The sequence below is a fragment of the Microbacterium sp. E-13 genome (assembly GCF_049912955.1).
GTDB lineage: Bacteria > Actinomycetota > Actinomycetes > Actinomycetales > Microbacteriaceae > Microbacterium.
This window is the reverse complement of the sequence record NZ_CP183973.1, coordinates 2738884-2763385: the sequence shown is the minus strand read 5'-3', so window position 1 is coordinate 2763385 and position 24502 is coordinate 2738884. Positions and strand designations below refer to the sequence as shown.

23 protein-coding genes and 1 tRNA gene are annotated in these 24502 nt (G+C 67.8%); 11 read left to right on the top strand and 13 right to left on the bottom strand.

The window, feature by feature from the left end:
- Positions 1–21 precede the first annotated feature (21 nt).
- The 3 genes from ACN9MP_RS12725 to ACN9MP_RS12715 form a co-directional block, all read right to left on the bottom strand.
- A complete protein-coding gene (locus ACN9MP_RS12725) occupies positions 22–375 on the bottom strand; it encodes a histone-like nucleoid-structuring protein Lsr2 (protein ID WP_426320698.1) in 354 nt (117 codons plus the stop codon).
- Between the two features lie 140 nt (positions 376–515).
- Positions 516–1433 carry a LuxR C-terminal-related transcriptional regulator gene (locus ACN9MP_RS12720; protein ID WP_426326017.1) on the bottom strand — a complete coding sequence of 306 codons (918 nt, stop codon included), beginning with the start codon at positions 1431–1433 and terminating at the stop codon, positions 516–518.
- Positions 1434–1620: 187 nt separating this feature from the next.
- Positions 1621–2247, bottom strand: a complete 627-nt coding sequence (locus tag ACN9MP_RS12715) for a methylated-DNA--[protein]-cysteine S-methyltransferase (protein ID WP_426320697.1) — start codon at positions 2245–2247, stop codon at positions 1621–1623.
- A 206-nt stretch (positions 2248–2453) separates the two neighbouring features.
- Between ACN9MP_RS12715 and ACN9MP_RS12710 the strand changes: the two genes are divergently transcribed.
- Complete coding sequence (locus tag ACN9MP_RS12710) at positions 2454–6203, top strand: AAA family ATPase (protein ID WP_426326015.1); 3750 nt, start codon at positions 2454–2456, stop codon at positions 6201–6203.
- Entirely contained in the window at positions 6190–6405 is a 216-nt protein-coding gene (locus ACN9MP_RS12705; protein WP_426320696.1) for a hypothetical protein, read from the top strand. The genes ACN9MP_RS12710 and ACN9MP_RS12705 overlap by 14 nt, the downstream gene beginning before the upstream one ends.
- Before the next feature lie 136 nt (positions 6406–6541).
- Here ACN9MP_RS12705 and mscL read toward each other — a convergent pair whose 3' ends face one another.
- Genes mscL through ACN9MP_RS12690 form a run of 3 tightly spaced genes read right to left on the bottom strand, consistent with a single transcriptional unit; the run spans position 6542 to position 7939 of the window.
- A complete protein-coding gene (mscL, locus tag ACN9MP_RS12700; protein WP_426320695.1) occupies positions 6542–6979 on the bottom strand; it encodes a large conductance mechanosensitive channel protein MscL in 438 nt (145 codons plus the stop codon).
- Between the two features lie 42 nt (positions 6980–7021).
- Positions 7022–7321: an FmdB family zinc ribbon protein gene (locus ACN9MP_RS12695; RefSeq protein ID WP_426320694.1), complete on the bottom strand. Its 300-nt coding sequence runs from the start codon at positions 7319–7321 to the stop codon at positions 7022–7024.
- 21 nt (positions 7322–7342) lie between these two features.
- A complete protein-coding gene (locus ACN9MP_RS12690; RefSeq protein ID WP_426320692.1) occupies positions 7343–7939 on the bottom strand; it encodes a 5-formyltetrahydrofolate cyclo-ligase in 597 nt (198 codons plus the stop codon).
- Positions 7940–8022: 83 nt separating this feature from the next.
- On the opposite strand from ACN9MP_RS12690, the gene galU reads away from it, so the two are divergent.
- The 4 genes from galU (at position 8023) to ACN9MP_RS12670 (ending at position 10869) form a co-directional block, all read left to right on the top strand.
- Complete coding sequence (gene galU / locus ACN9MP_RS12685) at positions 8023–8910, top strand: UTP--glucose-1-phosphate uridylyltransferase GalU (RefSeq protein ID WP_426320690.1); 888 nt, start codon at positions 8023–8025, stop codon at positions 8908–8910.
- 23 nt (positions 8911–8933) lie between these two features.
- On the top strand, positions 8934–9563 hold the full coding sequence (locus tag ACN9MP_RS12680) for a GNAT family N-acetyltransferase (RefSeq protein WP_426320688.1): 630 nt from the start codon (positions 8934–8936) through the stop codon (positions 9561–9563).
- Positions 9564–9705: 142 nt separating this feature from the next.
- Positions 9706–10731 (top strand): large exoprotein, encoded by a 1026-nt coding sequence (locus ACN9MP_RS12675; RefSeq protein ID WP_426320686.1) that lies wholly within the window; start codon positions 9706–9708, stop codon positions 10729–10731.
- A 65-nt stretch (positions 10732–10796) separates the two neighbouring features.
- Positions 10797–10869: transfer RNA gene (locus tag ACN9MP_RS12670), tRNA-Ala, on the top strand.
- 430 nt (positions 10870–11299) lie between these two features.
- Here the strand turns inward: ACN9MP_RS12670 and ACN9MP_RS12665 are convergent.
- The 5 genes from ACN9MP_RS12665 to ACN9MP_RS12645 all read right to left on the bottom strand — a co-directional run bounded on the left by ACN9MP_RS12665 (position 11300) and on the right by ACN9MP_RS12645 (position 16681).
- The gene (locus tag ACN9MP_RS12665; RefSeq protein ID WP_426320685.1) at positions 11300–12271 is read right to left on the bottom strand and encodes an alpha/beta hydrolase; all 972 of its coding nucleotides are present in this window, start codon (positions 12269–12271) and stop codon (positions 11300–11302) included.
- A 1-nt stretch (position 12272) separates the two neighbouring features.
- Positions 12273–13034, bottom strand: a complete 762-nt coding sequence (locus ACN9MP_RS12660; RefSeq protein ID WP_426320683.1) for an alpha/beta hydrolase fold domain-containing protein — start codon at positions 13032–13034, stop codon at positions 12273–12275.
- A gap of 338 nt (positions 13035–13372) precedes the next feature.
- A complete protein-coding gene (locus ACN9MP_RS12655) occupies positions 13373–14320 on the bottom strand; it encodes a zinc-binding dehydrogenase (RefSeq protein WP_426320681.1) in 948 nt (315 codons plus the stop codon).
- Between the two features lie 16 nt (positions 14321–14336).
- The gene (locus tag ACN9MP_RS12650) at positions 14337–15401 is read right to left on the bottom strand and encodes a Gfo/Idh/MocA family protein (RefSeq protein ID WP_426326013.1); all 1065 of its coding nucleotides are present in this window, start codon (positions 15399–15401) and stop codon (positions 14337–14339) included.
- Positions 15401–16681, bottom strand: a complete 1281-nt coding sequence (locus ACN9MP_RS12645; protein WP_426320679.1) for an ROK family protein — start codon at positions 16679–16681, stop codon at positions 15401–15403. The genes ACN9MP_RS12650 and ACN9MP_RS12645 overlap by 1 nt, the downstream gene beginning before the upstream one ends.
- A 230-nt stretch (positions 16682–16911) precedes the next feature.
- On the opposite strand from ACN9MP_RS12645, the gene ACN9MP_RS12640 reads away from it, so the two are divergent.
- From ACN9MP_RS12640 to ACN9MP_RS12625, 4 genes are all read left to right on the top strand, one after another.
- Positions 16912–18096: an ABC transporter substrate-binding protein gene (locus ACN9MP_RS12640; protein ID WP_426320678.1), complete on the top strand. Its 1185-nt coding sequence runs from the start codon at positions 16912–16914 to the stop codon at positions 18094–18096.
- A 74-nt stretch (positions 18097–18170) separates the two neighbouring features.
- The gene (locus ACN9MP_RS12635; protein WP_426320677.1) at positions 18171–19067 is read left to right on the top strand and encodes a carbohydrate ABC transporter permease; all 897 of its coding nucleotides are present in this window, start codon (positions 18171–18173) and stop codon (positions 19065–19067) included.
- Positions 19064–19888 (top strand): carbohydrate ABC transporter permease, encoded by an 825-nt coding sequence (locus ACN9MP_RS12630; protein WP_426320675.1) that lies wholly within the window; start codon positions 19064–19066, stop codon positions 19886–19888. The genes ACN9MP_RS12635 and ACN9MP_RS12630 overlap by 4 nt, the downstream gene beginning before the upstream one ends.
- 153 nt (positions 19889–20041) lie before the next feature.
- Positions 20042–22573 carry a glycoside hydrolase family 65 protein gene (locus ACN9MP_RS12625; RefSeq protein ID WP_426320673.1) on the top strand — a complete coding sequence of 844 codons (2532 nt, stop codon included), beginning with the start codon at positions 20042–20044 and terminating at the stop codon, positions 22571–22573.
- Positions 22574–22646: 73 nt separating this feature from the next.
- Here ACN9MP_RS12625 and ACN9MP_RS12620 read toward each other — a convergent pair whose 3' ends face one another.
- On the bottom strand, positions 22647–22856 hold the full coding sequence (locus tag ACN9MP_RS12620; RefSeq protein WP_426320671.1) for a hypothetical protein: 210 nt from the start codon (positions 22854–22856) through the stop codon (positions 22647–22649).
- A 125-nt stretch (positions 22857–22981) separates the two neighbouring features.
- Entirely contained in the window at positions 22982–23626 is a 645-nt protein-coding gene (locus ACN9MP_RS12615) for an alpha/beta fold hydrolase (protein WP_426320670.1), read from the bottom strand.
- A gap of 138 nt (positions 23627–23764) precedes the next feature.
- Between ACN9MP_RS12615 and ACN9MP_RS12610 the strand changes: the two genes are divergently transcribed.
- The gene (locus ACN9MP_RS12610; RefSeq protein ID WP_426320668.1) at positions 23765–24502 is read left to right on the top strand and encodes a GntR family transcriptional regulator; all 738 of its coding nucleotides are present in this window, start codon (positions 23765–23767) and stop codon (positions 24500–24502) included.

Here is a 24502-nt window from a genome sequence, read left to right as displayed (position 1 = left end):
GGAATTACGAGGCGGCGTGCGTCAGTGCGCCGCCTCGTACGCTTCCAGAACGGATGCCGGAACCCGGCCGCGTTCCGACACCTGGTACCCGTTCTTCTTCGCCCATTCCCGCACGCCGCTGTAATCCTGCTGACCGCTCCGGCGGCGCCTACGTCCGGACGAGCCGGAATTCGTCGCCCCTCGCGAGGTCGAGACGGTGCGAGCCGCCTGGGTGTAGCGCTCCAGTGCGCCACGGAGAGCGGCGGCGTTGTCGGCGGTGAGGTCGATCTCGTATGCGACACCGTCGAGCGAGAACAGAACCGTCTCGCCTTCGCCGGATTCGAGGAGGGTCCCGTCGAGGTCGTCGACGAGCTGGTGAACAATTCTTCGGGCCATGAATGTCACAATACGCCAAATTGCTCACGCCTACGATGAGGAGATCGTGAATTCGCGGACTGAAGCAATTCGGGTGCGAGGTGAATTGCGTTGCGCGATGACCGGTCTGCCGGGCCTTTCTTTCCCGAGCTGCAGAGAACTCAGGGAAGGAGGCCGGCGCGGCGTGCGGTGACCACCGCGGCGTGGCGGGTGGAGGCATCCAATTTCGCCATCGCCGATTGCAGGTACGACTTGACCGTGCCTTCTCTGAGTTCGAGCGTCGCGGCGATCTCGGCGTTGGTCGAGCCCAATGCGGCGCAGGCGAGCACGTCGACCTCGCGGGGCGAAAGCCGCACGTCGAGATCGAGCGATTGCTCGGTGTCGTCGTGCGACAGGGCGGCGAGCCGCTGCTCGAGGCGATCGAGCCGGGCTCGCACAGCCGGGTCGTCGACGATCGCCGTGATGCTGCGCAACTCGGCGTACGTCTCGCGCAGCTCCTCCCGTGTCGTCGCGGGCATCGTGACGGATCCGGTGCCGGTGGGGGAGAGGGTCAGCCTGCGCTGCACCTCGTCGCGGATGCGCAGTTCGCTCGAGAGCTCCTCCGCGACGGCGAAGGCGGGCCGGGCGACGACGTCGCCGACGGGCGACTCCGACCATGAGCCGCAGTAGATCACGCCCCGGGCTCGGCCGGCGACCATGATCGGAAGCGCGAACAGCGTGGAGATGCCTTCCCCCAGCACGGCGCGGTCGTAGTCGTGCGTGATGCTGCGCGACGAGCGGTAATCCAGTGCGAGCCGAGGGCGCTTCTCGACGAGGGCACGGCCGCCGAGTCCACGGGACGCCTCGACGACGAGGCCCTCGAGCCGGCGGGTGCGGGCGCCGTGGATCGAGGTGACGTGGACGGCGTCGCCGGAGGCGAGTCCGCCGAAAGCGACGGGAAAGCGGGTACGGCGCACCAGTTCGGCGACGGCGTGATCGAGCACCTGGGCATCGCCCGCAGCACCGGCCACCGTGCCGACAGCGGAGCGGACCCCCGCGCGACTGCGATCGGGGGTCGGTGCGCGATGCGGGGAGGACACGCCCACGACTACCTACTTCCGGGGGTGACGGCGCCTTCGCCGCCTTTCGTAGCGCCGACCCTACCACTCGGGGCGCGGTCCATTCGGCCAGTCGATCGTCGTGGCGGTGGTCGACGTGCTCATGATCGTGTCGGCTCTGCGAGGCCCGGGCGGAAGAGCCGCCCGGGCCTCGTGGCGTGCGGGCGGCCTACACGCCCGCCGCCTTCGGTGCCGCGACCCCGGCGCGGGGCGCCTCGGGAATCGCCGGCCCCTGCTCGAGCTCGAGCAGGAACCTCTTCAGGTCGGGCCGCCCGCCGTACTCGCCGAGCGAGCCGTCGGCGCGCACCACCCGGTGCACCGGCACGACGATCGAGAAGGGTGTCGTCGCGCACGCCGTGCCCACGGCACGAGCGGCGCGGGGGATGCCCGCGGCGATCGCGACCTCGCCATACGACGCGGTCTCGCCGTAGGGGATGTCGCGAACCGCCTCGAGCGCGTCGCGGTGGAATCCCCGCACCAGCCGCCAGTCCAGCTCGAGGTCGAAGCGCTCCCGATCACCGTCGAAGTACTCCTCCAACTGCGTGATCGCGCGGTCGAAGACGTCGTCGAATGCGGCCGCGCCGGAAGACCTGCCGGACCGGGACGATGTGGCATGCGTCTCGTCTGCGGGGAGGGGAACCTCGCGCAGCTGCAGTGCGACACGCTCGATCTCGCCATGCAGGGGGCCGTCGAAGGGATGGAGCGTCACGATGCCATCGGCGGTCGCGACGATCAGGATGTCGCCGATGGGCGACGGGTGGACGCGGTAGCGGGGCGGATGCTCGGGGCTGGTCATGCGACCATCCTGGCCCCGGGTCGCGACGCGGCGGCGGGCTGCGAGCGCGAACTGTGGGAACACGCGCGGTCCGCCGTGCTGGGGAGGAGGGTCGATCCGGCGCGGGCCGGCGTGTGCAATACCGCGAAACTCAGGTCCATTGCAAGTGCGCGGCGCGAGCCGCGTTTAGGGTGGCACGTGTGTGGCGAGCAGATCGGAGCGCTGTGCTGGGCTCATCAGACGCCGAGCGCGGGTACGAGGTGACCCCGGGCGATCTCGGTCTCGCCGAACCCGGCGTCACGGTCGTGCACGTCGCGGAGCCCGAGCGCGACCGGCTGCGGCTGCAGTCCGCCGCTCTGGGCGGACGATCGACGCTGCTGCACTTCATCGACGGCGAGGACGCCGCCATAGAGATCACCAAGGCGCATCCCGGCAGCCTCCCGCAGTTCATCACCGGACGCTCGACGCTGCTGTCGAACCTGTTCCGTGACGAGGTCGCCCTCCGCAACGCGCGACTCGCCGCCCAGCGGATCACGGCGAAGGACCAGGAGCTGCGCACCACCCGTGGCCTCGACACCGTCCGGCTCGCCGTCGGTCTCGCGACCTGGCGCATCGGCGGCACCGCGTGGAACGCGCCGGTGCTGCTGCGGCCGCTCGCGATCCGCCGCCACCACGGCGACTTCGAGCTCAAGCTGCACGGCGTCTTCACCGTGAACCCCCAGCTCGTCCGGGCGCTGCGCGCGCACTTCGGCATCATGATCGACGCCGGGGGACTGGCCGCGCTCGCGTACGAGGGCGGCCTCTTCAAGCCCCAGCCTGTCATCGATCACCTTCGCGCGCTGACCGCGTCGATCGAGAGCTTCGCCGTGAAGCCCCGCCTGCTCGGCTCGACCTTCGTCGACGTGGGCGGCGACATGGCGCTCGACGCCTCCGACCTCGACCACCGGGTGCTGAACGCGCTCGCCGGGCACGTCGCCGACCGCGAGTCGCTCACGATCCGCCGCGACGGACCCGCGCCCACCAACCCCGACGAGCGCGCGCCCGCTGCCGACATGCTGTTGCTCGACGCCGACTCGGAGCAGGAGCGCGTGCTCGCGCGGATCGCCGACGGTCAGTCGCTCATCATCCACACGCTTCCCGGCACCGGCGGCACCCAGACCGTCATCAACGCCGTCGGATCGCTGGTGCGCGACGGCAAGCGGGTGCTCGTGGTGAGTGCCCGGCGCTCCACGCTCGACGGCGTGCGTCACCGCCTCGCCGGCATCGGGCTCCCGGGTCTGGCGGTCTCGCCCGACCGGCTGCAGCGCGACCTGATCCGGGCGATCGGCCGCAACGAGAAGGCCGAGGCGCCCAAGGTCGCCGACATCGACGACGCCCTCGTGCGGCTGCGGGGCGTGCTCCGGGACTACCGCTCGGCCGTGACGGCGCGGCATCCGTCTTTCGGAGTGTCGGTGCTCGACATCCTCCGCGAGCTCGCCCAGCTGGCCGAGAGGGGCGTGGCCCCCGCCACGGAGACCCGCTTCGGCAGTGCGGCGCTCACGAGCCTCGCGGACCGCCGACAGGAGGCTGCGGCCAAGCTGGCCGCGGCGGCCCGGCTCGGCGAGTTCCGGTTCGGGCCCGACGACTCGCCCTGGTACGGCGTCTCGTTCGCGACGGTCGAGGAGGCCCGAGGGGCTCATGCCCTGGCAGGCAAGCTGCACCGCAGCGATGTGCCGACGCTTCTCGAACGCGGGTATGAGATGGTCGCGCAGACGCACATGCGCCCGTTCCGGACCATCGCCGAGCTCGGGGTCTACGTACGTCTGCTGCGCGGCATCCGCGACTCGCTCGACAAGTTCAGCCTCACCGTCTTCGAGCGGCCGCTCGCAGAGCTCATCCATGCGCACGCTCCCCGCCGCGACGCGCCCGAGATGAACGGCGCGAACCGGCGTCGCCTGCGCCGGCTCTCGCGCGAATACCTGCGGCCCGGCGTGCATGTGCCCGATATGTACGAGGCCCTCGTGCGAGTACAGCAGCAGCGCACCGAGTGGCAGCGATACGTCGACCCCGGTGTCACGCCCGGGGTGCCCCTGGGCCTCGGCGACGTGCAGGTCGCGTGGCAGCGTGTCGAGGCGGAGCTCGGCGAACTCGACACCGTGCTCGGGCGCACCGATCCCCACCGGCTCGCGACGCTCCCCGTCAAGCAGCTCGTCCGCACACTCGCGGGCCTCGCCGCCGACTCCGACGTGTTCGACAACCTCAAGGAGCGCGCGACGCTGCGCAGCGAGCTCGCGGCGATGGGCCTCGAGCCCCTCCTGCTCGAGCTGTCGGTGCGCCACGTGCCCGAGGACCAGGTGGCCGCGGAGCTCGAATACGCGTGGTGGCAGTCCGCGCTCGAGCTGCTGCTGCGCACCGACCGCGCCGTGCTCGGGGCGAACACCGCCGTCGTCGACCGGCTCGAGCGCGACTTCCGGCTCGTCGACGAGGCTCACGCGGCAGCATCCGGACCGCTCCTGGCCGCCCATCTGGCGACGCAGTGGCGCATCGGCATCGTCGACCACGCCGCCGAAGCCGAGGGACTCAAGCGCGCGCTCAAGCGGGGGGCCATCACGCCCTCCGAGCTCATGACCGTCGCGCCGATGCTCTCGCGCACGCTCGCGCCCGTGTGGCTGGCCTCGCCCTACGAGGTGCCCCGCATTCCCGACGCGGTCTCGTTCGACGTCGTCGTGCTGGCGGATGCCGGGGCCCTGTGCCTCGCCGAGGCGGCGCCCGCGCTCCGCCGGGCGGGGCAGGTCGTCGCCTTCGGTGACCCGGTGACGCAGAAGCCGACGCCCTTCCACGTCGCGGCGGGCTCGGCCGTCTCGGCCGCGGTGCCGCCGCCGGCCTCCATCGTCACGACGGAGCCCGCCGCCCCCGCCGCCGACGACGAGGTGCCGTTCGACTCGACGAGCGTGTTCGAGCGGCTGGCCGAGCTCCTGCCCGTCGAGACGCTCACGCGCTCGTACCGGGCGGGCGGGGAAGACCTCGCAGCCCTCGTCAACGAGGCGTTCTACGGCGGTGAGCTGGTGTCGCTGCCGTGGGCCGGGTCGTACCTCGGTCGCGGAAGTCTCGCCGTCGACTACGTCGAGGGAGGTCACGGCACCCCCGACCCGGTCACCGGCGCCGTCGAGAGCCCCGACTCCGAGGTCGCCCGCGTCGTGACGCTCGTCGTCGAGCACGCGGTCAACCGCGGCACCGAGTCGCTCATGGTCGTCACCGCGAGCGCCCGTCACGCCGAGCGGGTGCGCACCGCCGTCGAGGCCGCCTTCGCGGGTCGCTCCGACGTCGCCGACTTCGTCTCGCGCGACACCGCGGAGCCCTTCTCGGTGCTCACGCTCGAGGAGTCCGTCGCCGAGAGCCGCGACCGCGTGATCTTCTCGCTCGGCTTCGGCCTCACCAAGCACGGCCGGGTGCTCAGCGATTTCGGGGACCTTTCGTCGCCCGACGGTGAGCGGCTGCTCACCGTCGGCATGACCCGCGCCCGGCGCTCGATGGTGATCGTGTCGTCGATCCGCCCGTCCGCGTTCGACGACGGTCGCCTCGAGTACGGCGCGGCCACGCTCATGTCGATCCTCAGCGGCATCGCCGCCCGCTCGCGGGAAGCGCGCCTCGAAGACCTCGCCGACCCGCTGACCCGCGCGCTCGCGCGCGAGCTGCGGCGCGCGGGGCTCTCGGTCGACGTGCACTACCGCGGGCTCCTGCCGCTCGTCGCCCAGTACGACGGCAAGGCCGTCGTGGTCGAGAGCGACCCCGAGACGATCGGGGAGTCGCTGCGCGAGTCCCTGCGTCTCCGGCCGCAGATCCTGCGGCGCCTCGGCTGGCACTACGTGCGCGTGCACTCCTTCGATCTCTACCGCGACCCCGCCGACGTCGCCCAGCGCATCGCGGCGATGCTGGGCGTGCCGCCCGACGCACCCCGGGTCGACAACGAGACCCAGCCCCTCGATGTCGTCGAGTGACCGGCAGCGGATCGAGCGGGTCCGGGGCTCCCGGCGGGCGAAGCTGACGCCGGCGCCGGGCACGACCGCCGAGCCGACCCCGGGCGATGAGACGACGGATGACGCCTCCCCGACCGATCCCGAGGGCCACGGGAGCGAGGCATCCCGCTCATCCGGTCCGAACGACGAGCGCCTGCGCCGCGACGTGCCCCCGCACTATTAGCCGCGAGCGTATCGAGGTCCCGCTCGGCGAGACGACAGCTGACCGCCGAGACCTAGGGAGAACCCCCACGTCTCGGCGGTCAGCTGTTGTCTCGCCAAGAAGGGGAAAGGGGGAGCGAGGGAGTGGATGACGTCGGTCAGAGGCGGGTCGTCGGCGCCTGGCGCTGGTTGCCGTGGTCGAGCAGGTCGCGGATCTGCACCAGCAGCTCCTGCTCCGTCGGGAGCTTCGGCTCCTCGTCGGCGGGGGTGACGCCGGCACGCGCCGCGGCGCGCTCCTTGATGCGGTTCATCGGGTAGACGAAGACGAAGTACACCACGACGGCGACGGCGAGGAAGTTGATGATCGCGCCGAGGATCATCCCGAAGCCGAAGAACACCTCGTCGCCGTTCATGTTGACGACGGTCCACCCGACCTTCTCCAGGCTGCTGGCGTTGAACACCAGCGCGATCAGCGGATTGATGAGTCCGTTGACGATGGCGGTGACGATCGCCGTGAACGCCGCGCCGATGACGACCGCGACCGCCAGGTCGATGACGTTTCCGCGCAGGATGAATTCCTTGAAGCCCTTGATCACGATCACTCCCGGGGGTCGTTCCGCGTGGGGGATGCCGGAGGATCAGGCTCCGGACGACGCGGGAGAGGCCTTCGCCTCGGATTTCGATGATGCCGAAACAGGCGATGAGGCGCCAGCCGAGGCATCCGATCCGCCGCCCGCCGTCGACCCGCCGTCCTTGGCGCCGGCGCGCGAGTCGGTGCGGTAGAAGCCCGAGCCGTTGAAGGTGACGCCGATCGAGCCGTACTCCTTGCGGAGCGGCCCACCGCATTCGGGGCACTCGGTGAGGGCGGGGTCGGCGAAGGACTGCACGGCGTCGAAGCGGTGACCGCACTGCTTGCAGGCGTAGGCGTAGGTGGGCATGGCTCTCTCGGTGATTCTCGATCAGCGCCGCGTGGGCGCGAGGGTGATGGTGCGGGTGGGAGTGACGACCCCGTCGACGGGCTGGTCGAGCTCGTCGCTGGGCACCTCGTCGACGAACTCCGAGTCGAAGACGACGGCGTAGACCGGAGGGCACCGCTCCATGGAGCCGAGGGTCTTGTCGTAGAAGCCACGGCCCCAGCCCAGTCGCATCCCGTTGCGGTCGACCGACGCGGCCGGGATCACGAGCAGGTCGACGTCGTTGACGGCGATCGGCCCGAGCAGCTCTCCGACCGGCTCCGGGAGCCCGTACATGCCCTCGGCGATGTCGCCCTCCGGTGTCGCCACGGCCCAGTCGAGCAGGCCGTCGGCGCGGGTGATGGGAAGGAGAACGCGGATGCCGCGCGCCACCGCATCCGCCACGAAAGAACGGGTGCCCGGCTCGGCCGGAGTCGAAAGGAAGCACGAGATCGATCGCGCGCCATGTTGGTCGACGAGCGCGACCAGCTGGTCGCGGATGCCCGCCTCGGCCGCCTCGCGCGCCTGCGGCGACTGCATCTGGCGGCGCTCCCGCAGTTCCGCGCGCAGGGCGCGCTTCGCATCGGCGATCGCGTCGGACATGGTGTCGATTCTACGGTGGGGCCGGGGCACCTCGTCCGGCACCGGCACCAGGCCTGCGGCGCGATGCCGTCTAAACTCGGGGAATGCCCCACAAACCGATCAAGGCCGTCATCCCGGCCGCAGGTCTCGGCACCCGCTTCCTCCCCGCCACCAAGGCGATGCCCAAGGAGATGCTGCCTGTCGTCGACAAGCCGGCCATCCAGTACGTCGTCGAAGAAGCCGCGCAGGCGGGCATCGAAGACATCCTGGTGATCATCGGGCGTAACAAGAACGCGATCTCCAACCACTTCGACTCGGTTCCCGAGCTCGAGGTCAGGCTCAAGGACAAGGGCGACCTCGATCGCCTCCACCGGGTGCTGGAGTCCAGCGATCTGGCCGACATCCACTTCGTGCGGCAGGGCGAGCCGAAGGGCCTCGGGCACGCGGTGCTGCGGGCCAAGGCGCATGTCGGCGACGCCTCGTTCGCGGTCATGCTCGGCGACGACCTCATCGACGAGCGCGACGAGCTGCTGACCACGATGATCGCGGAGCACGAGCGGACGGGTGCGGCGATCGTCGCCCTCATGGAGGTCGACCCGGAGCAGATCCACCTCTACGGCGTCGCCTCGGTGGAGTCCACCGACGGCAACGGCGTGGTGAAGGTGAGCGGGCTCGTCGAGAAGCCGAAGGCGGAGGATGCGCCCTCGAACCTCGCGATCATCGGCCGGTACGTGCTCTCGCCCGACGTCTTCGAGATCCTCGAGCGCACCGAGCCGGGCAAGGGCGGCGAGATCCAGCTGACCGACGCCCTGCAGGAGCTGGCCGCCGATCCCAACGGGCCGGGGGTCTACGGGGTGGTTTTCCGTGGCCGTCGCTACGACACCGGCGATAGGGTGGACTACATCAAGGCCATCGTGCAGCTCGCGGCCGATCGCGATGATCTCGGCCCCGCGCTGCGTCCCTGGTTCAAGGAATTCGCGGCAACGCTCTGAGGCCGCCCGTTCGAGGGAGTCACGTGGATCTGACGGCTCCCCGCACGCACGGGTCGGTGTCGATCCGCCTCGTGCGGCAGCGTGACGCGCGCGTGCTGCAGAACGAGCTGCTCTCCAACCGCGGGTGGCTGCGGCCCTGGGAGGCGACGAGTCCCGACGGGCCGGTCTCGTTCGACATGCGCGTCGGCGTGCGCCGGCTGCTCCAGCAGTATCGCGACGGCGCCGGCGTGCCGTTCGTGATGGAGTCGGGCGGCGAGATCGCCGGCCAGCTGAACGTGTGGGGGATCGCCCGGGGGTCGCTGGCCTCGGCCACCATCGGCTACTGGGTCAGCGAGCGCTTCGCGGGTCGCGGCATCACGCCGACCGCGGTAGCTCTCGCGACCGACATCTGCTTCTCGGAGCTGCGCCTGCACCGCATGGAGATCTGCATCCGTCCCGAGAACCGGGCGAGCCTGCGCGTGGTCGAGAAGCTCGGGTTCCGGTACGAGGGGCTTCGCCGCCGCTACATCCACATCGACGGCGACTGGCGCGACCACTACGCGTTCGCGCTCGTGCGCGAGGAAGTGCCCGAGGGCGTTCTCCAGCGGTGGGTGTCGGGCCGCGCGCCGCAGGACGCGGCGACCGTCCCGCCTGCCGACCGCCTGCACGCCTGACCCGCACGCCTGAGTCGCCCGCCCGCGCGCCTCGCGCGGTCGGAGTCTCGCCGATCCGCCGCCGTCGAAAGCGCGACCTGTCTTGCGTGACACGCGACCCGATGCCGGGGGTGGTGGCATCCGGTCCCCTACCGTGGTGTTCATGGGTGGGCAGGTGCTGGGTGGGGGAGTGATCGTTCTCGTCGCCGTGGCCTTGTGGATGGTCTACCTGCTGCCCACGTGGCACAGCCGACGTCAGTTCGACGCCGCCGAGCGCAATGCCGTGCGTCTCAACCAGGCGCTGCGCGTGCTCGCCGAGACGAGCGAGACGCCGGAAGAGGTGCGACTCGAGCTCAACGCGCGCACCGCCGCAGCGCAGCAGCGGCTGGCCAAGCGAGCGCTTGCGGAGCGCGAGCAGGCCGCCCTCGAGACTGCCCGCGTCGACCTGGAGCGCGCGCGCACCGAGCGGGAGCGCGCCGAGGCGGCCGCGCGGGTGGACCGCGAACGGGCACGGGCAGAGCGCGTCGCCGCCGAGGCGGCCGCGCGCGTCGACCTCGAGCACGCCCGCGCTGCCCGCGCCGAGGTGGAGGCGGCCGCGCGCTCCGAACTCTCCGCGGCCCGTGCGCTGCCGGCAGCCCGCCGGGCTCGCGCGCGACGCGCCTTCCGCCTCATCGCCACGCTCATCGGCCTCCTGGGGCTCGCCCTCGCCGGGTGGGGTGTCTTCGAGACGATCACCCTCGGTGTGCAGACCCTGATGTGGGCCGGTGTCGGTCTGGTGACGGCATCCGGTCTCGTTCTTCATCGTCTCTCGCGAGTGGCCGCCCGCGCGGTCGCGAAGGCGACGGATGCTGCGCCCCGGCGTGCCGCCGAGCTGCAGGACGTGGCCCTCGAGCAGGCGCAGCGCGAGTGGGCTCCGCGCGACCTGCCGCGCCCCCTCACGGCGTCCGCCGGGTCGCGCGCGGCCGCTGTGCTGGATGCGCAGGCCGCCCGGCATGCCCTTCGTCAGGCGGCTCTCGAAGAGGCGATGCTGGCCCGCACCGCCTCGGCGCAGCCGGCCTCGATCGACTCGGCGCGCACCGCGCGCTCGGCGTCGGCCGACTCGGATTTCGCGCGCATGGGATATGTCGACGACGCCGAGATCGAGGCCCACGTGCGGCAGCTGCTGACCCGTCGCGCGGCCGGCGAATAGGCCCCTCGCCGGGCTCCGTCGATTCGGAGCGGGACTTCAAGCGTGATAGTGTTTTCGAGGTTCACGGGCCTGTAGCGCAGTTGGTAGCGCGCCTCGTTCGCATCGAGGAGGTCAGGGGTTCGATTCCCCTCAGGTCCACCGATAAGTCGCCCGATGAGCGGCGATTTTCTCCTCTCTGTAAGAGTTCAGACCTCCAGCAGAATCCGCTACGAGTCCCAGTCATGGGACTCAGGGACTGTTGGAGGTCATTTTGTTGGCGATTTCTAGCCACTGCAGCACCCTGCGAGCCAGCGCGCGGTCAACGGACGGTGGCCGGCGATGACTCGCCGCAAGACGGGTCTCACGCGTCGCAACCCGGCTGACTTCGGCACGATCGAAGAGCGCGGTGGACGCTACCGCGCATTCTTCCGAGTCAAAGGACAGACGATCCGGGCGCCGCAGACGTTTCCGGATCGCAAGTCTGCTCGAGCGTGGCTCGCAGACCAGGAGCGAGCTCGTTCAGTTGGGACGAGGTTTCACACCAAGAGAGCGACCCGAAACTAATCGCCAGCTGGCGCGACTCGGCCCCCTACGGCCGCAGCGCATTTGCGTCCCACCCGAGGGGGAGTAGCGCGGAAACCACATGGGCGCGCCAGGCGCGCGCCGCCGCAGAGATCGTCGTGAGAGCATGTGTCAAATGCGTCTGCCCGCTGAATGTCAGGCTGACCACCTCTACACCAGAATCCAGTAGCCGACCGGCAAACGCTTGCGCCTCGGGGGCCAGTATGTCGTACTCGCCAACCAGGATATGTGTGGGTGGGAAGGCGGACAGATCCTCGCTGAGCAGCGGGGAGACATGCGGGTGTTCCACCGTCACCCGATCTTGAATGTACAGCTGAACGGCAGCCGCGAGGTCTTGCCGAGTTTGCTCGAACTCTCCGGGGGGTGCAGCGTACGGGGTGTAGTGGCGCTGTGTCGCATCCAGAACGGGCGCTTCCAGGATGAGCGTCGCGATGCGCCAATCCGGCAGGCGCTCGGTCAGGCGCAGCGTCAAGGCCGCGGCGATGTTGCCGCCCGCTGAAAAGCCACCTAGCGCGATTCGCGTCGCTTCTACATCGAGCCCGTGACGGTCGGTCAGCAACCACTGAATGACCGATTCACCCGCATCGATTGCGGCCGGATACGGGTTCTCGGGTGCGAGAGGGTAGTCGACCTCGACCACGGTCACGCCAGCTTGAACTGCGATGTGAGCGCACCGGTCGAGGACATCCGGTGCGTTGTAGCTGCGAAGCCACCATGCACCGCCAAAGAAGTAGACGAACACCCCTCCGGTGGTAGCACCCGGTGGCTGAAAGATACGGATAGGAACCGGCGGTCCTCCATAGGCGTTCGGTACGGACCGCTCCAGAGTTGTAGCGGGGCTGATTCGGGGCGGGAAAAACCTCTCCATCACGTCGATGTACTCGGCCTCCAGGCGGCGACGTCGTGCGCCCACGTCACCGCGACGCGGGTCCTCAGGGAAGCGCGGTCCCTGCTGGGTGATGATCGGGTCGACGGGCATTTCAACCTCGCATTCTTTCGAAGGCGGCCGCCACGTCTGCTTCCCACTCAGCAGAGCTGGCAAGACCGCGAATCAGGAACGATCCGTGAGTGACGCCAAGGTGCCGACTGACGGTCACCGGGACTGATGCCTCTCGGAGCCTGGCTGCGAAGTTCTCGGCTGCTGGAGTCAGTGGGTCGACCTCGGCCGTCGCTATGTGAACAGGTGGCAGGCCATCAAGGGATTCTTCGCAGGCTGGTGAAGCCCGTGGGTGGTCGGGAGCTGTGTCTTGAAGGTAGATGGAGCGCACGACATCTCTTCGCGGGAGACTGTTCCACTGTTGAAACTCCTCGCGCCACGCTGCGCTCGGGCGAAGATCAATGCTGGGGCACTCCAGCACCAGTCCGGCCAAGGCGTCCTCTCCCGCGTCCCGAAGCACAAGGGCAGCTCCAGCCGCCAAGCCACCGCCGGATGAGATGCCGTCAGCGAGTATGGCGTCGGGGCGTATACGTAGTTGACTCGCGGAGTCTCTCACCCAGCGGATCGCTGCGACCACGTCGTTCAAGGCGGCAGGAAATGGGTATTCGGGAGCGAGCCGGTACTCGACGTCGACTACGACGTATCCCGACTCCGCACGCGATTTCGCGAGGGCGAAGTGGGCATGGTCGTGCGTGCTTCCAAAAGCGAAGCTCCCGCCGTGGACGAGAACGACGGCAGGAAGAACCTCCTCGCCGTGGGGTCGATGCACAAGCACCTCGATCTGCGCGGTGTCGGAGGGAATCACATGGGATTCAACTTGGGTTGACGCCGGGACGTAGGCACCTTTGCCCACCAAGCGTTTGGACACCTCGAGAGCCCGCCGCCGCAGCTGCGTATAACTCGTGACGTCAACTTGAGGCACCATGCGCTCGATGGCCGCCCGACGCGCGAGCGCGACGATAATCTCGGGACGAGGTCGAGGCGCCGCGCAGTCGGGTCTGCGTTCGAGGATGTTGCCCGCGTCGCGGTGTCGGGCATCAGCACTCACGCGGCACTCCGGCTATCAAGCCCGTTGCAGTGTTGCCTCGCGACTCAGGAGTGTCGCCCCTTGCGGATGTCATCTCTTCTCCGGCTCTCGAGTGCCTAGGCGATATCGATGACGGCCTTGAGGAAGCCAGAGGGTTTGCGGATCATGGCTTCGAACGCTTCATCGATCCGGTCGAAACTGAATCGGTGCGTGACAAGGCTTCCGACGTCGATTCGTCCAGAGGCTTGAAGCTCGAGCGCTGCGATTGTGCTCCGGCGGAGAAGTGCGCGATCCCGCACGTGGGCGTTGATGACGTCTATGGCTTTCCAGTTCCACTCGCGGACGTCAACGGTGCGCTCCGTTTGGTGGAACCCAAGAATCGAGATGGATCCATGGGGACGAACCAGTCGAGTTGCCAGGTCCAGGCCAGGCTGGGATCCCGACGCCTCGATGACGACGTCGTAGCCGTTCGTCCCTGGCGCGCCCGATGTGGCGAAGGCTGAGCCGGGCAGGTCGGACTCTTCCAGCGCCTCATCTGCGCCGCAATGCTTGGCGGCGGCCCGCGCGTCGTCTCGCGGGTCGATGGCGGCCAGATGTGCGACGCCGGCGTTGCGTAAGAGCTGCGTCATGATGAGGCCCATGTACCCCAGTCCGATGACGGCCACCTTCGCGCCGAGCGGAACCGGCGTCCGCCGTAGCCCCTCAGCCACGCATCCGAGCGGCTCGGCGAGCACTGTCGTGGGGTCCACCCCTGCCGGAATTGGGACGACGTCCTCAGCGTCCGCGAGAGCCAACGTGCTGTAGGAAGGGAAAATCCGCCCACCTACGAGCGCGCCAACGGCGAAGTCGACGCCGGCGCCAACTGCGGCGATTCGCCCCATTGGCTCATGGCCGAAGCGCACGGGAAGCTGGGCTGGCCCAGTCGCCCAATCCCGTAGGTCACTAGCGCAGACGCCATTGACGATTGGCTCGATCAGGAGCTGTCCGGGGCCCGGCGCGTCGATCTCTGATTCGTGCAGAGCTCCGCGCCGCGCTGCGAGGAGCTCGTAGGTCTTGGTGTTCATGATTGTCCCGTCGATGTCAGGCTGAGTGATTGAGATCCATGAGCGGCATGGCGCCATCGACCGCCTGCTGAATAAGGCGAACGTGGCGCGCTGCGTCCTCCAGCTTCGGCAGGGTGATGGTCGCGGTCCGTCCCACCCCTCCGTCGGCGAGATGACCGTAGAAGGACTGAAACAGTGCCTCCAATCTCGCGTTCGCGTCGACCGGCGAAACCCAGTACCGTCCCGCCGTTGTCGGACTCTCGTGACGGTCCAATCGGAGCGACGCGATGTCGGAAGTTCGCACAGTCTTTAGTGACTCGACATCCCCCAACGCCCAGGAGGCGCTGCCGCGTTGACCGTCGAGTTCGACGGTGACCGAGTTCATGTGCGCTGGAGAGATCTGTGAGACGACGAGCGAAGCCAGCGCCCCGCCGCGGAGCTGAGCGGTCGCAATGGCAGCATCATCATCTCCACTCCGCCGGTCGGGTGTCCGCCGCTGCGTCCTCGCCTCAAGGCGCGTGATTTGCCGGCCAGTCGCCACTTCGACCAGGTCGAGCAAGTGACTTCCGATATCGCTAAGTACGCGCGATGGCCCGGCCTGCTCCGGGTCATTTCGCCAGGTCGCGGCCGCGTCGATCTGCCAGTTCTGCAAGTAGGTCGCTCGCACCGTGTGGATGTCGCCCAGTGCGCCCGACTGCACGATCTGTACTAGCTGCTGCATGAGTGGCGCGTATCGGTAGTGGTAGCACACGGTGGACCGAGTTGATGAGCGACGGTCCAGCTTCGACAGGTCGTATGCGATCTGCGCGTCCGTCGACAGCGGCTTCTCGCAGACGACGTGGATCGCGGCATCGATGGCAGCGCGAACGTCGGCTGGGTGCAGCGCATTGGGGGTGCAAATGTGCACCGCATCGACTAAGCCAGACTCGATGAGCTGCGCACCACCCACGAACGCATTCGGGATGTGGAGCGCGGCGGCGGCCCTATCCACTGACTCACGCGTGGAGCCGGCAATAGCCACAACGTCCACATCTTCGACCTTCTGGAGTGCGCTTACGTGTGCCCGCCCGACTCCAGCAGTCCCAATTACGCCGACCCGCATCATCGCGCCCGAGCGTCCCGAGCCACCTGCGCAGCGACCGCAGACATGGTCGTGGACAACATCGCCGGCGACGTCAATTCGGTCGTTGCCATCAGAGCGGCCCCGTGAATCGCTGCGTTATGCCCCAGGTCGGAGCGCTCAATGCGCAGATCCCGAGTCGCCAGCGCAAGAGATCGCTCATAGACCGTCTTCCGCAGGTGGGCAAGCAATTCGTCGCCACCGCTCGTAACTCCACCCGCCACAACAAGAAGCGACGGGTTGAAAAAGTCCACGAGGACGGAGATCACCCGCCCTATATCTTCGGCTGCTTCGTCGAGGATCTGGCGACAGTCGTCGTCACCGAGGGCCGCTAGTTCGCCTACGAGTTGCGCGGTGATGGGTCGAGTCCCCAGCACAGCAGACAGCGACCTGCTCTGACCGGTCACGGCAAGCTCCTCGGCACGGGCAGCGATGGCGTCCCCACCAGCGGAAGTCACCAAGCTTCCGGCGCTTCCATTGGCGCCTCGATGTAGTTTCCCGTTAGAGATGAGACCGGCGCCGACCCAGGAGCCGATCTTGATCGTCAGTGAATTCGGCACACCGACGCCAGCACCTAGCTCCTGCTCAGCCAGCGCCATCAAGTTGACCTCGTTGTCGACCCACGCGGGGACGCCGAACCGAACCGCTAGTCGATCGCGAACAGGTTGGTCGTGCCAGTCGGGGTGTACCGGAGGATGTACGGGGCGGCCGGTCGAAAACTCCACCGGGCCAGCCACGCCCACCCCGATTCCACACAGCACGAGCGGCTCAATGCTGGCCAATAGGTCCGCGATAGCGGCCTCGAGTGCCTCCAGCACTATGTCGGGACCTTCCTTCATCGACAGAGGCAAAGTCTTCTCAGCCAACACGTCGGCACGGAAGTTGATGATGCTCGCCCGGATGTGGGTCATCGCGATCTCTGCGCCTACGACCACCAGTCGGTCCCGCAGCATCAAGCGCGTGGCGCGCCTGCCCCCGGTGCTGTCCAACTCGCCCGCCTCCACGATGAGGCCGGCATCCGCCAGCGACCGGACGCGCTCAGTCACAATCGCTTTGCTGAGGCCGGTCGCCCGGGCGATATCGACCCGGGATACGCCGTCTCGCGCAGAGCGGATGCTCGCCAGGACCGCGGCTGTCGAACCGAAAGCGCTGAGGTCTGCGCGCGGACTCTCGAGCCCGTCATTTTGGCCTGTCTGCACTGCTGCCCCTTTGACTGCGACGTCGATGTTGACATCTTTGGCTTGCGGATGAACGAAGTACATCCTATAGTCAGTCAAAGTTCGCTCGCAACCCCTTCCCGACTATGGCGGGCGTCAAGACGAAGGAGTCAGATATGCCCTCACGTAAGCTCGCATCGGCTTACCTAGTGCTCGCCCTCACCCTGCCTGTCGGCGCGCTCGTAGGTTGCGCCCCCGGTGGGAACAGCGCGTCAGCCCCGACTCCGCAGGGGCCCGTCAGTACCGAGCTCACCGATGAAGACATCACACTCACGATGTACACCGAGACCGGATTCCCGCTCTTCGATGAACTGGCGGCGGAGTTCGAACGTCAGTACCCCAATGTGACATTCGACATCATCAACGAGGAGCAGACCGCGCTCGAGACGAATGCTCCGAGGCTGCTCTCAGGCGATGATGCCCCGGACTTCGTCCGGCTCGACCTGAAGCCGGATCTGGTCCGAGACGGGCTCCTCCTCAACCTCCAGCCTTACGCGGAAGCGTATGGATGGACCGACATCCCGGCCTCGCTCCTCGCGCCCAATCGAGTGAACGATGAGGGCACGGTGCTCGGCGAAGGAGACCTCTACGGCTTCGGGGCAACGGCCAACCTCACCGGCGTGTTCTACAACCGAGCGCTCGCGGAGCGCGTTGGGATGGAGGAAATTCCCTCCTCGGTTGAAGAATTCGAGGCCGTCCTGGCAGACGCCAAGGATGCCGGCATCTTGCCCATCGTGCAGAGCAACGCCGCTGGTACTGCCACGTTGTCGTTTCAGTCGTTGGCCGATCAGTACGTTCCTGCACAAACCTTGCGGGACTGGATCTTCAACACTCCCGGGGCGAGCATCGAAACCGACGGTGCAGTGGAGGCAGCGGACCGGCTGCAGACGTGGATGCGCGAGGGCTACATCAACGCCGACACCAACGCGGTCGACTACACGACCATGGTTGGACGCTTTGTCAACGGCGAAGCGCTCTTCATGATTCTCGGCAACTGGCAATCCGCTGGCCTAGCGGAGCAGATGGGTGAAGACGCCGGATTCTTCCTTTTCCCTGCGGCCAAGACAGGCGGATCACTAACAGCCGCCTCGGTGTTCGGCGGTGCAGTCATCCCCGCCCGTGCAAAGCACCCGGACGCAGCAGCATACTTTCTGAACTGGATGGTCTCGGATCCGACCGCGCGGCAGCTGGCCCTGGACCTCACCGGAATGGTGCCGCCCCCCGTGCCGGGCGCCCCAGACCTCGAGGTCGTCCCGGGCACCACGGTTGCCGATGGGCTCGAAGCCTTCGATGCCCTAGTGGCAGATGACGGGGCCGTGGGGTTCCTCGACACCGCAACTTCCGGTTTGGCGCAGGACAGCATGACACCCTTGCTCCAGATGCTGCTGGACGACAGGATCTCACCCGAGGACTTCATCGCCCAGCTGCAGGCCGACTACGAGGAAGACCTCGACCGGTGAGCATCTCAGCACTGCGGTCCAGGGTGCCGCCCGCCGAGCCCGAGATTCAGAGCCTAAACCCCGGGGGTCGGAGCATGTCGCGCGCTCCAAGGGCATCGCGGACGTCGGCCGGTGGGCGGCTCGCCGGATGGTTGTTCGTCGCGCCGGCGGTCACGATGTACGCCGCCTTCGTCCTTGTACCGCTAGGCACGGCAGCGCAGTACTCCCTGTACGACTGGAACGGCATCGGACCATCCAGGTGGGTAGGCCTGCAGAACTATGTCGACATCCTGGTGGATCCGCGCCGACTGGCTCCCATCGGCAACGCCTTCTTCCTTATCGTCTTCTTCACTGTGGTGCCGGTATGTAGTGGGCTCGCGCTCGCCAGCTTGATTCGCACTCTCCGGAGCCGGGGCCTTGCCGCGGCAGGACGAACCGTGCTGTTTCTTCCTCAGATTGTTCCGCTGGTCGCGGCGGGTATCGCATGGTCGTGGGTGTACTCGGAGAACGGCGTGCTGAACCAGGCCCTCCGGACGCTCGGGCTTGGCTCGCTGACCCGCGCTTGGCTGGGCGACTTCGATACCGCCTTGGTCGCCGTAGGGTTCATCGGCACATGGGTACTCACCGGCTTGTGCACCGTCTTGCTCTTGACAGGAATGGGCAAGATCGACCCTTCGCTCTATGAGTCGGTTCGCCTTGACGGAGGCAACTGGTGGCACGAGTTGCGCGCGGTGACACTGCCGAGCCTGATGAACGAACTCGGGGTCCTCGTCACACTGACCACTATTGCCGCACTTGCAAGCTTCGACATCGTCTTCATCACGACCCGAGGAGGTCCGGGGACCTCGACGATGGTGCCCGGCGTGGAGGTCTACAGGCTTGCCTTCACGGAGCGGGAGATCGGGAGCGCCTCCGCCATGGGCGTCCTCTTGATGTGCCTGGTCCTGCTTGTAGTGCTCCCGATCCAACGCTTCTTCCGAGGACGGGCATGAAAACCGGGGCCCTTGAGACTGTTATCGGACGAGTCGCCCTACTGGTCGTCCTGATCGTGACGTTCGTTCCGTTCCTCACGATGCTCTCCGCCGCCCTTCAGCCGCAGGGCACAGTCCCGACGGGACTTCAATGGCCTGCGGACCCCCATTGGGAGAATTTTGCAGTCGCGTTTGAAGCCGCTCACCTGGATCGGCTCTTGGTGTCGAGTGTCCTCATCGTCCTAGGGGTGGTGCCCGTGTCCATCCTGTTCGCGACGATGGCGGGATTCGCCCTCGCACGCCTACGTCTCCGCGGTGCAGGGATAGTAGTGGTCGTTCTTCTCCTTGGCCTGACCATCCCGTTTGAAACGATCATCACCCCGCTCTATTTCCAAGTGCGCGCGATGGGCATCCTCAACACCGAGTTGGCGATCATCCTGCCGCTCATCGGACTCTTCATGCCCTTCTCGGTGATTTGGATGAGAGCCCATTTCCTCAGTGTGCCCAATGAAGTTTCGGAGGCAGCCCGGGTGGATGGCGCGGGGGTGTGGCAGGAGTTCCGTCGCATCCAGCTCCCACTTGCGGTGCCGCCGGTGGCCGCGCTAGCGATCTTGCTCTTCCTGTGGACTTGGAACCAGTATCTCCTCGCGATTGTGCTGCAGAACGATCCCCTCCGCCGCACGATGGCGGGTGCGCTCGGGGCATTTCAGGGGCGCTACGGCAACGACATGGTGCTTCTGAGCGCTGGAACGATTCTCATCATCCTTCCGACAATCATTGTCTTCCTGTTCTTCCAGAGACACTTCATCGCGGCACTCCTCCAGGGCGCCGTAAAGGGATGAGAGCGAGCAGCAACAGCGTGGACGGCAAGCCGCTCTCGGCGGCAGTCGAGTGAGGCACCAGGCGGTACCCCACTCGATCGACGGACCGCCCTGCTCTCGGCATGAATATTCTGGGGACCGCATGCGCGAGATCCTCGAAAGGAGCCACAAGAAATGATGGACCGAGACCGTTTCCCTATCGACCCGTGGCGGCTGGTGGAGAGGTCGTTCGACCTCGAGGACGCGGGCGTGACCGAGACGTTGTTCGCGGTGGGCAACGGCTACCTGGGCATGCGGGGGAGTCATCCCGAGGGGCGTCATGCGCTGGAGCATGGGACGTTCATCAACGGGTTGCATGAGACGTTCCCGATCCGTCACGCGGAGCAGGCGTACGGTTTCGCCGAGGTGGGCCAGACGATCGTCAACGCGCCGGACGCGAAGGTGATGCGCGTCTACGTCGATGATGAGCCGCTGGCGCTGGACGTGGCGGACGTACGCGAGTACGAGCGCGTGCTCGACATGCGCGACGGCGTGCTGCGCCGGCAGATCCTGTGGGTGACAGCGTCGGGCAAGGAGGTGCGGATCGACTTCGAGTGCATGGTGTCGTTCGAGGAGAAGCACCTCGCGGTGATGTCCGTCGAGGCGACGGTCCTAAATGCCGACGCGCCCGTCACCGTCAGCTGCCAGCTGCTGAATCGGCAGGACGGCGAGGACGTCTACGGCGGGGAGCCCGCCAGCCCGAAGCGCGCCGGCTTCGACCCCCGCAAGGCGGAGCGCATCCATGAGCGCGTGCTCCAGCCGCAGGAGTACTGGCAGGACGGCGACCGGTCGGCTCTTTCGTATCGCGTGACGGAGTCGGGGATGACGGTCGCAGTGGTCGCGGACCACACCGTCGATACCGACAACGAGTACGACACCCGGTACCTCGTCCAGCCCGACATCGCCAAGAACGTCTTCCGCGTGCAAGCGAGGGCCGGCGTCCCGGTGCGCGTCACCAAGGTGGTCAGCTATCACACCTCGCGCGGCGTCCCCGCGCGGGAGCTCGTCGACCGCGGCCGCCGTGCACTGGATCGTGCTCGCACCATCAGCGCAGCGGCGCTCTTCGAGGCGCAGCGGGAGTGGCTGGACGGGTTCTGGGAGCGGTCGGATGTGCGCATCGGCGGGCACGACGACCTGCAGCAGGCGACCCGCTGGTGCCTGTTCCAGCTCGCGCAGGCCGCGGCGCGCGCCGATGGCCAGGGCGTGCCGGCCAAGGGCGTGACGGGGTCGGGGTACTCGGGCCACTACTTCTGGGACACCGAGATCTATGTGCTGCCGTTCCTGGCGTACACGACGCCGTTGTGGGCCCGTAACGCGCTGCGGATGCGGTACCTCATGCTTCCCGCCGCACGGCGGCGCGCGTTCCAGCTCAACGAGGCCGGGGCGCTGTTCCCGTGGCGCACGATCAACGGTGAGGAGGCGTCCGCCTACTACGCCGCCGGCACCGCGCAGTACCACATCAACGCCGACGTCAGCTTCGCGCTGGCGAAGTACGTGCGAGCCACCGGCGACGACGAGTTCCTCTTCCGCGAGGGTGTCGACATCGCCGTGGAGACCGCGAGGCTGTGGGCGACCCTGGGCTTCTGGCGCTCCAGCGACGGCGTGCTCGACGGGGAGGGTGACACGTTCCACATCCACGGCGTGACCGGGCCGGACGAGTACACCACCGTCGTCAACGACAACCTGTTCACCAACGTCATGGCGCGGTTCAACCTCCGCTTCGCCGCGCGCACCGTGCGCGAGATGGCCGAGGCCGACGGAGAGGTCTACCGGCAGATGGTCGACCGGCTCGCGCTGGAGCCGGGCGAACCCGAGGCGTGGGAGCGGGCCGCAGAGGCCATGCACATCCCGTTCAGCCCCAGCCTCGGCATCCACCCCCAGGACCACGTCTTCCTCGAACGCGAGATCTGGGACCTGGAGAACACGCCGCCCGACAAGCGACCGCTGCTGCTGCACTTCCACCCGCTGGTGATCTATCGCTACCAGGTGCTCAAACAGGCCGACGTGGTGCTGGCACTGTTCCTGCAGGGCAACCACTTCTCCGACGAAGACAAACTCGCCGACTTCGAGTACTACGACCCGCTCACCACGGGCGATTCGACCCTGTCGGCCGTGGTGCAGGCGATCCTCGCCGCCGAGGTCGGCTACCAGGACCTCGCCCTGGAATACTTCCGCGAGTCGATCTTCGTCGACCTGGGCGACCTGCACCACAACGCCTCCGACGGCGTGCACGTCGCGTCCGCGGGCGGCGTGTGGACCGCACTGGTCTCCGGCTTCGGCGGCATGCGCGACCACTTCGGCGAACTGTCGTTCGACCCCCGCCTGCCCGCCGCGTGGCCCTCCCTCGAGTTCGTGCTCCACTGGCACGGCACCCGCCTGGTGGTCACCGTCACCCGTGACCGGCTCCAGGTACGCGCCACCGACGGCGACCCCGTCGGGTTCAGCGTCCGCGGCACCGGCTATGTCGTCGGCGCCGGCGAGGAGGTCGTCGTACCGCTCGACGGCCAAGGCCCGGTCATCCCGGGCCGCCCCTCCCTGCGCGAACTCGGCGACGCCCGCCGCGAAGACGGCTCGCTCCTCTCGGCATCCGCACCGGTGACCGCCTCAAGCGCGCTTAATGATGAGCTGCCTACATCTGCGCACGACGATCTCTCGCTGGTCGGATAGGTCTGGTTCATGCGATCGGACAAGCGAAAGTTTGTCTGATCGGACCTTTGTGTGGGGCGATGGTCGCCCGTGCTCAGGGCCTGGCAGGTGCTGAACTGTCGGACTCGATCGACGTCGTGCCGCAATCCGGCGGGTCCGGCTTCTCGCGTCCCGCCGGCCCGTCCGTCGTGCCCTGTGAGAAGGAGCGGGCGCGGTCCGCGACAGTCGCCGCCATTGCGACAAGCAAGGGCACCACGATGACCAGCAGTGCCGCGACATCGCCCACCGTCGTCTCATCCACCACGGCCTCCCGCTTCCCCGATCGCCACGCGAGGGCGGGATGCGCGCCCGCGTGTGAGCTGCGAGTACCGATCTTGCGCACGTGCTCGCGTGCTCGCGACGCTATCCGATCGGTGCGTCGCGCACGTTTCAGGCGGAAGAACGGTGCTGGCGCGCGATGGCGGCGGCGAAGGCTCGGGGAGCATCCCAGGCGGCGAAGTGCGCCGCGCCGTGAAGAGTAGCGGTGTCGTAGCCGAGTCGCTCGTGAAGGGCGGCCGCTGCTTCGTGTCGAATCCGAGGGGACCTCTCGCCGACGGTGACGAGGACCGGTCCTTGGTGTTCGGGTGGGGCGGCGGGTTCGAATGCGCGGAACATTGCCAGCTCGCTCGGTATGCGGGTGTGATCGGGCGGGGCCATCGCGATCGACCATGACGGTCCGTAGAGTGTCGCGCCCAGGCCCTCGAGGCCGCCCTCGGCGTACGCCGCAGCCACGGGCGCGAGGAGTCCCGGCAGCAGACTCCCGACGGCCGGCTCATGGGCGAGGGCACCCGCGAGGCTGATGCGATCGGATGCTGCGAGCGCGAGGGCGAGGGTCGCCCCGCCGCTCTGCCCGACGACCAGTGCACCTTCGGCGTGGGGTGCCAGCGCCTCGATCTCGGCCGTGAGCGACCCTGTGCACGGCCGCTCGAGGGCGACGACGTCGTGGATCCCGAGGTCGGCAAGAGCCGCGACGACCCTGTCCCAGACCGACGCGGTGGTCGCGATGCCGTGCAGGAGCACGATTCGGGAGGTCATACGCCAAAGCTACCGGCGCCCTCTCGGCGAGCTCGATGTGCTCGCGACGGCGTCCGGCCGTTCTCGGTGAGAATCCGGAAACACATTCTTCATACATTGCGCACCCTGGGTGAAACGGACGACCGCCATCGTCATCACATGGATACGAGCTCGGATCCGACCTTGGATACAAAGACCCCGAAGCGCAAGCATGCTTCGCGGTCGCGCCGCGAGGCCGCGTATCTGGAGATCCGCCGGATGGCGTTGGAGGCGGAGTTCCCCTTCTGGCAGCGGCTCCCTGAGGAGGGCATCTCCGAGCAGCTCGGCGTTTCGCGGACGCCGGTGCGCGAGGCCTTCGCGCGGCTCGACGCCGACGGGATCCTGAGCCGCTACGACGACGGCGGCTACTACGTCGCCGAACCGAATCTCATCGACCTTCGCGACCTGTACGAGCTGCGACTCACGCTCGAGCTGCGCGGCATCCTCCGCGCTTCCGAAGAGGGGGTCGTGCACGACTCGGAGATCCTCCAGGGGCTGCGCGGGGAATGGCTGCAGATCCAGCAGGCGCCGCCCCCACCCGACGGGAGCTTCATCGAACTCGACGAGTCGTTCCACGTGGGACTGTCCCGCGCTTCGGGAAACCTCGTGATCACCGAGACCCTCGAAAGCGTGAACATCCGCATCCGGCCGGTGCGAATGCACGACTTCCTCGATGCCGAGCGCATCGAGATCAGCATCGTGGAGCACCTCGAGATCCTCGATGCGGTGATCGCAGGCCAGATCGAGAGCGCCGCCGAGCTGCTGGCCCGGCACATCGGGATCTCTCTCGACGTGGTGGAGGAACGGGCCGCCCGGGCCATGACCAGAATGATGCGGCTTCGCAGCAGACGGAGGTAG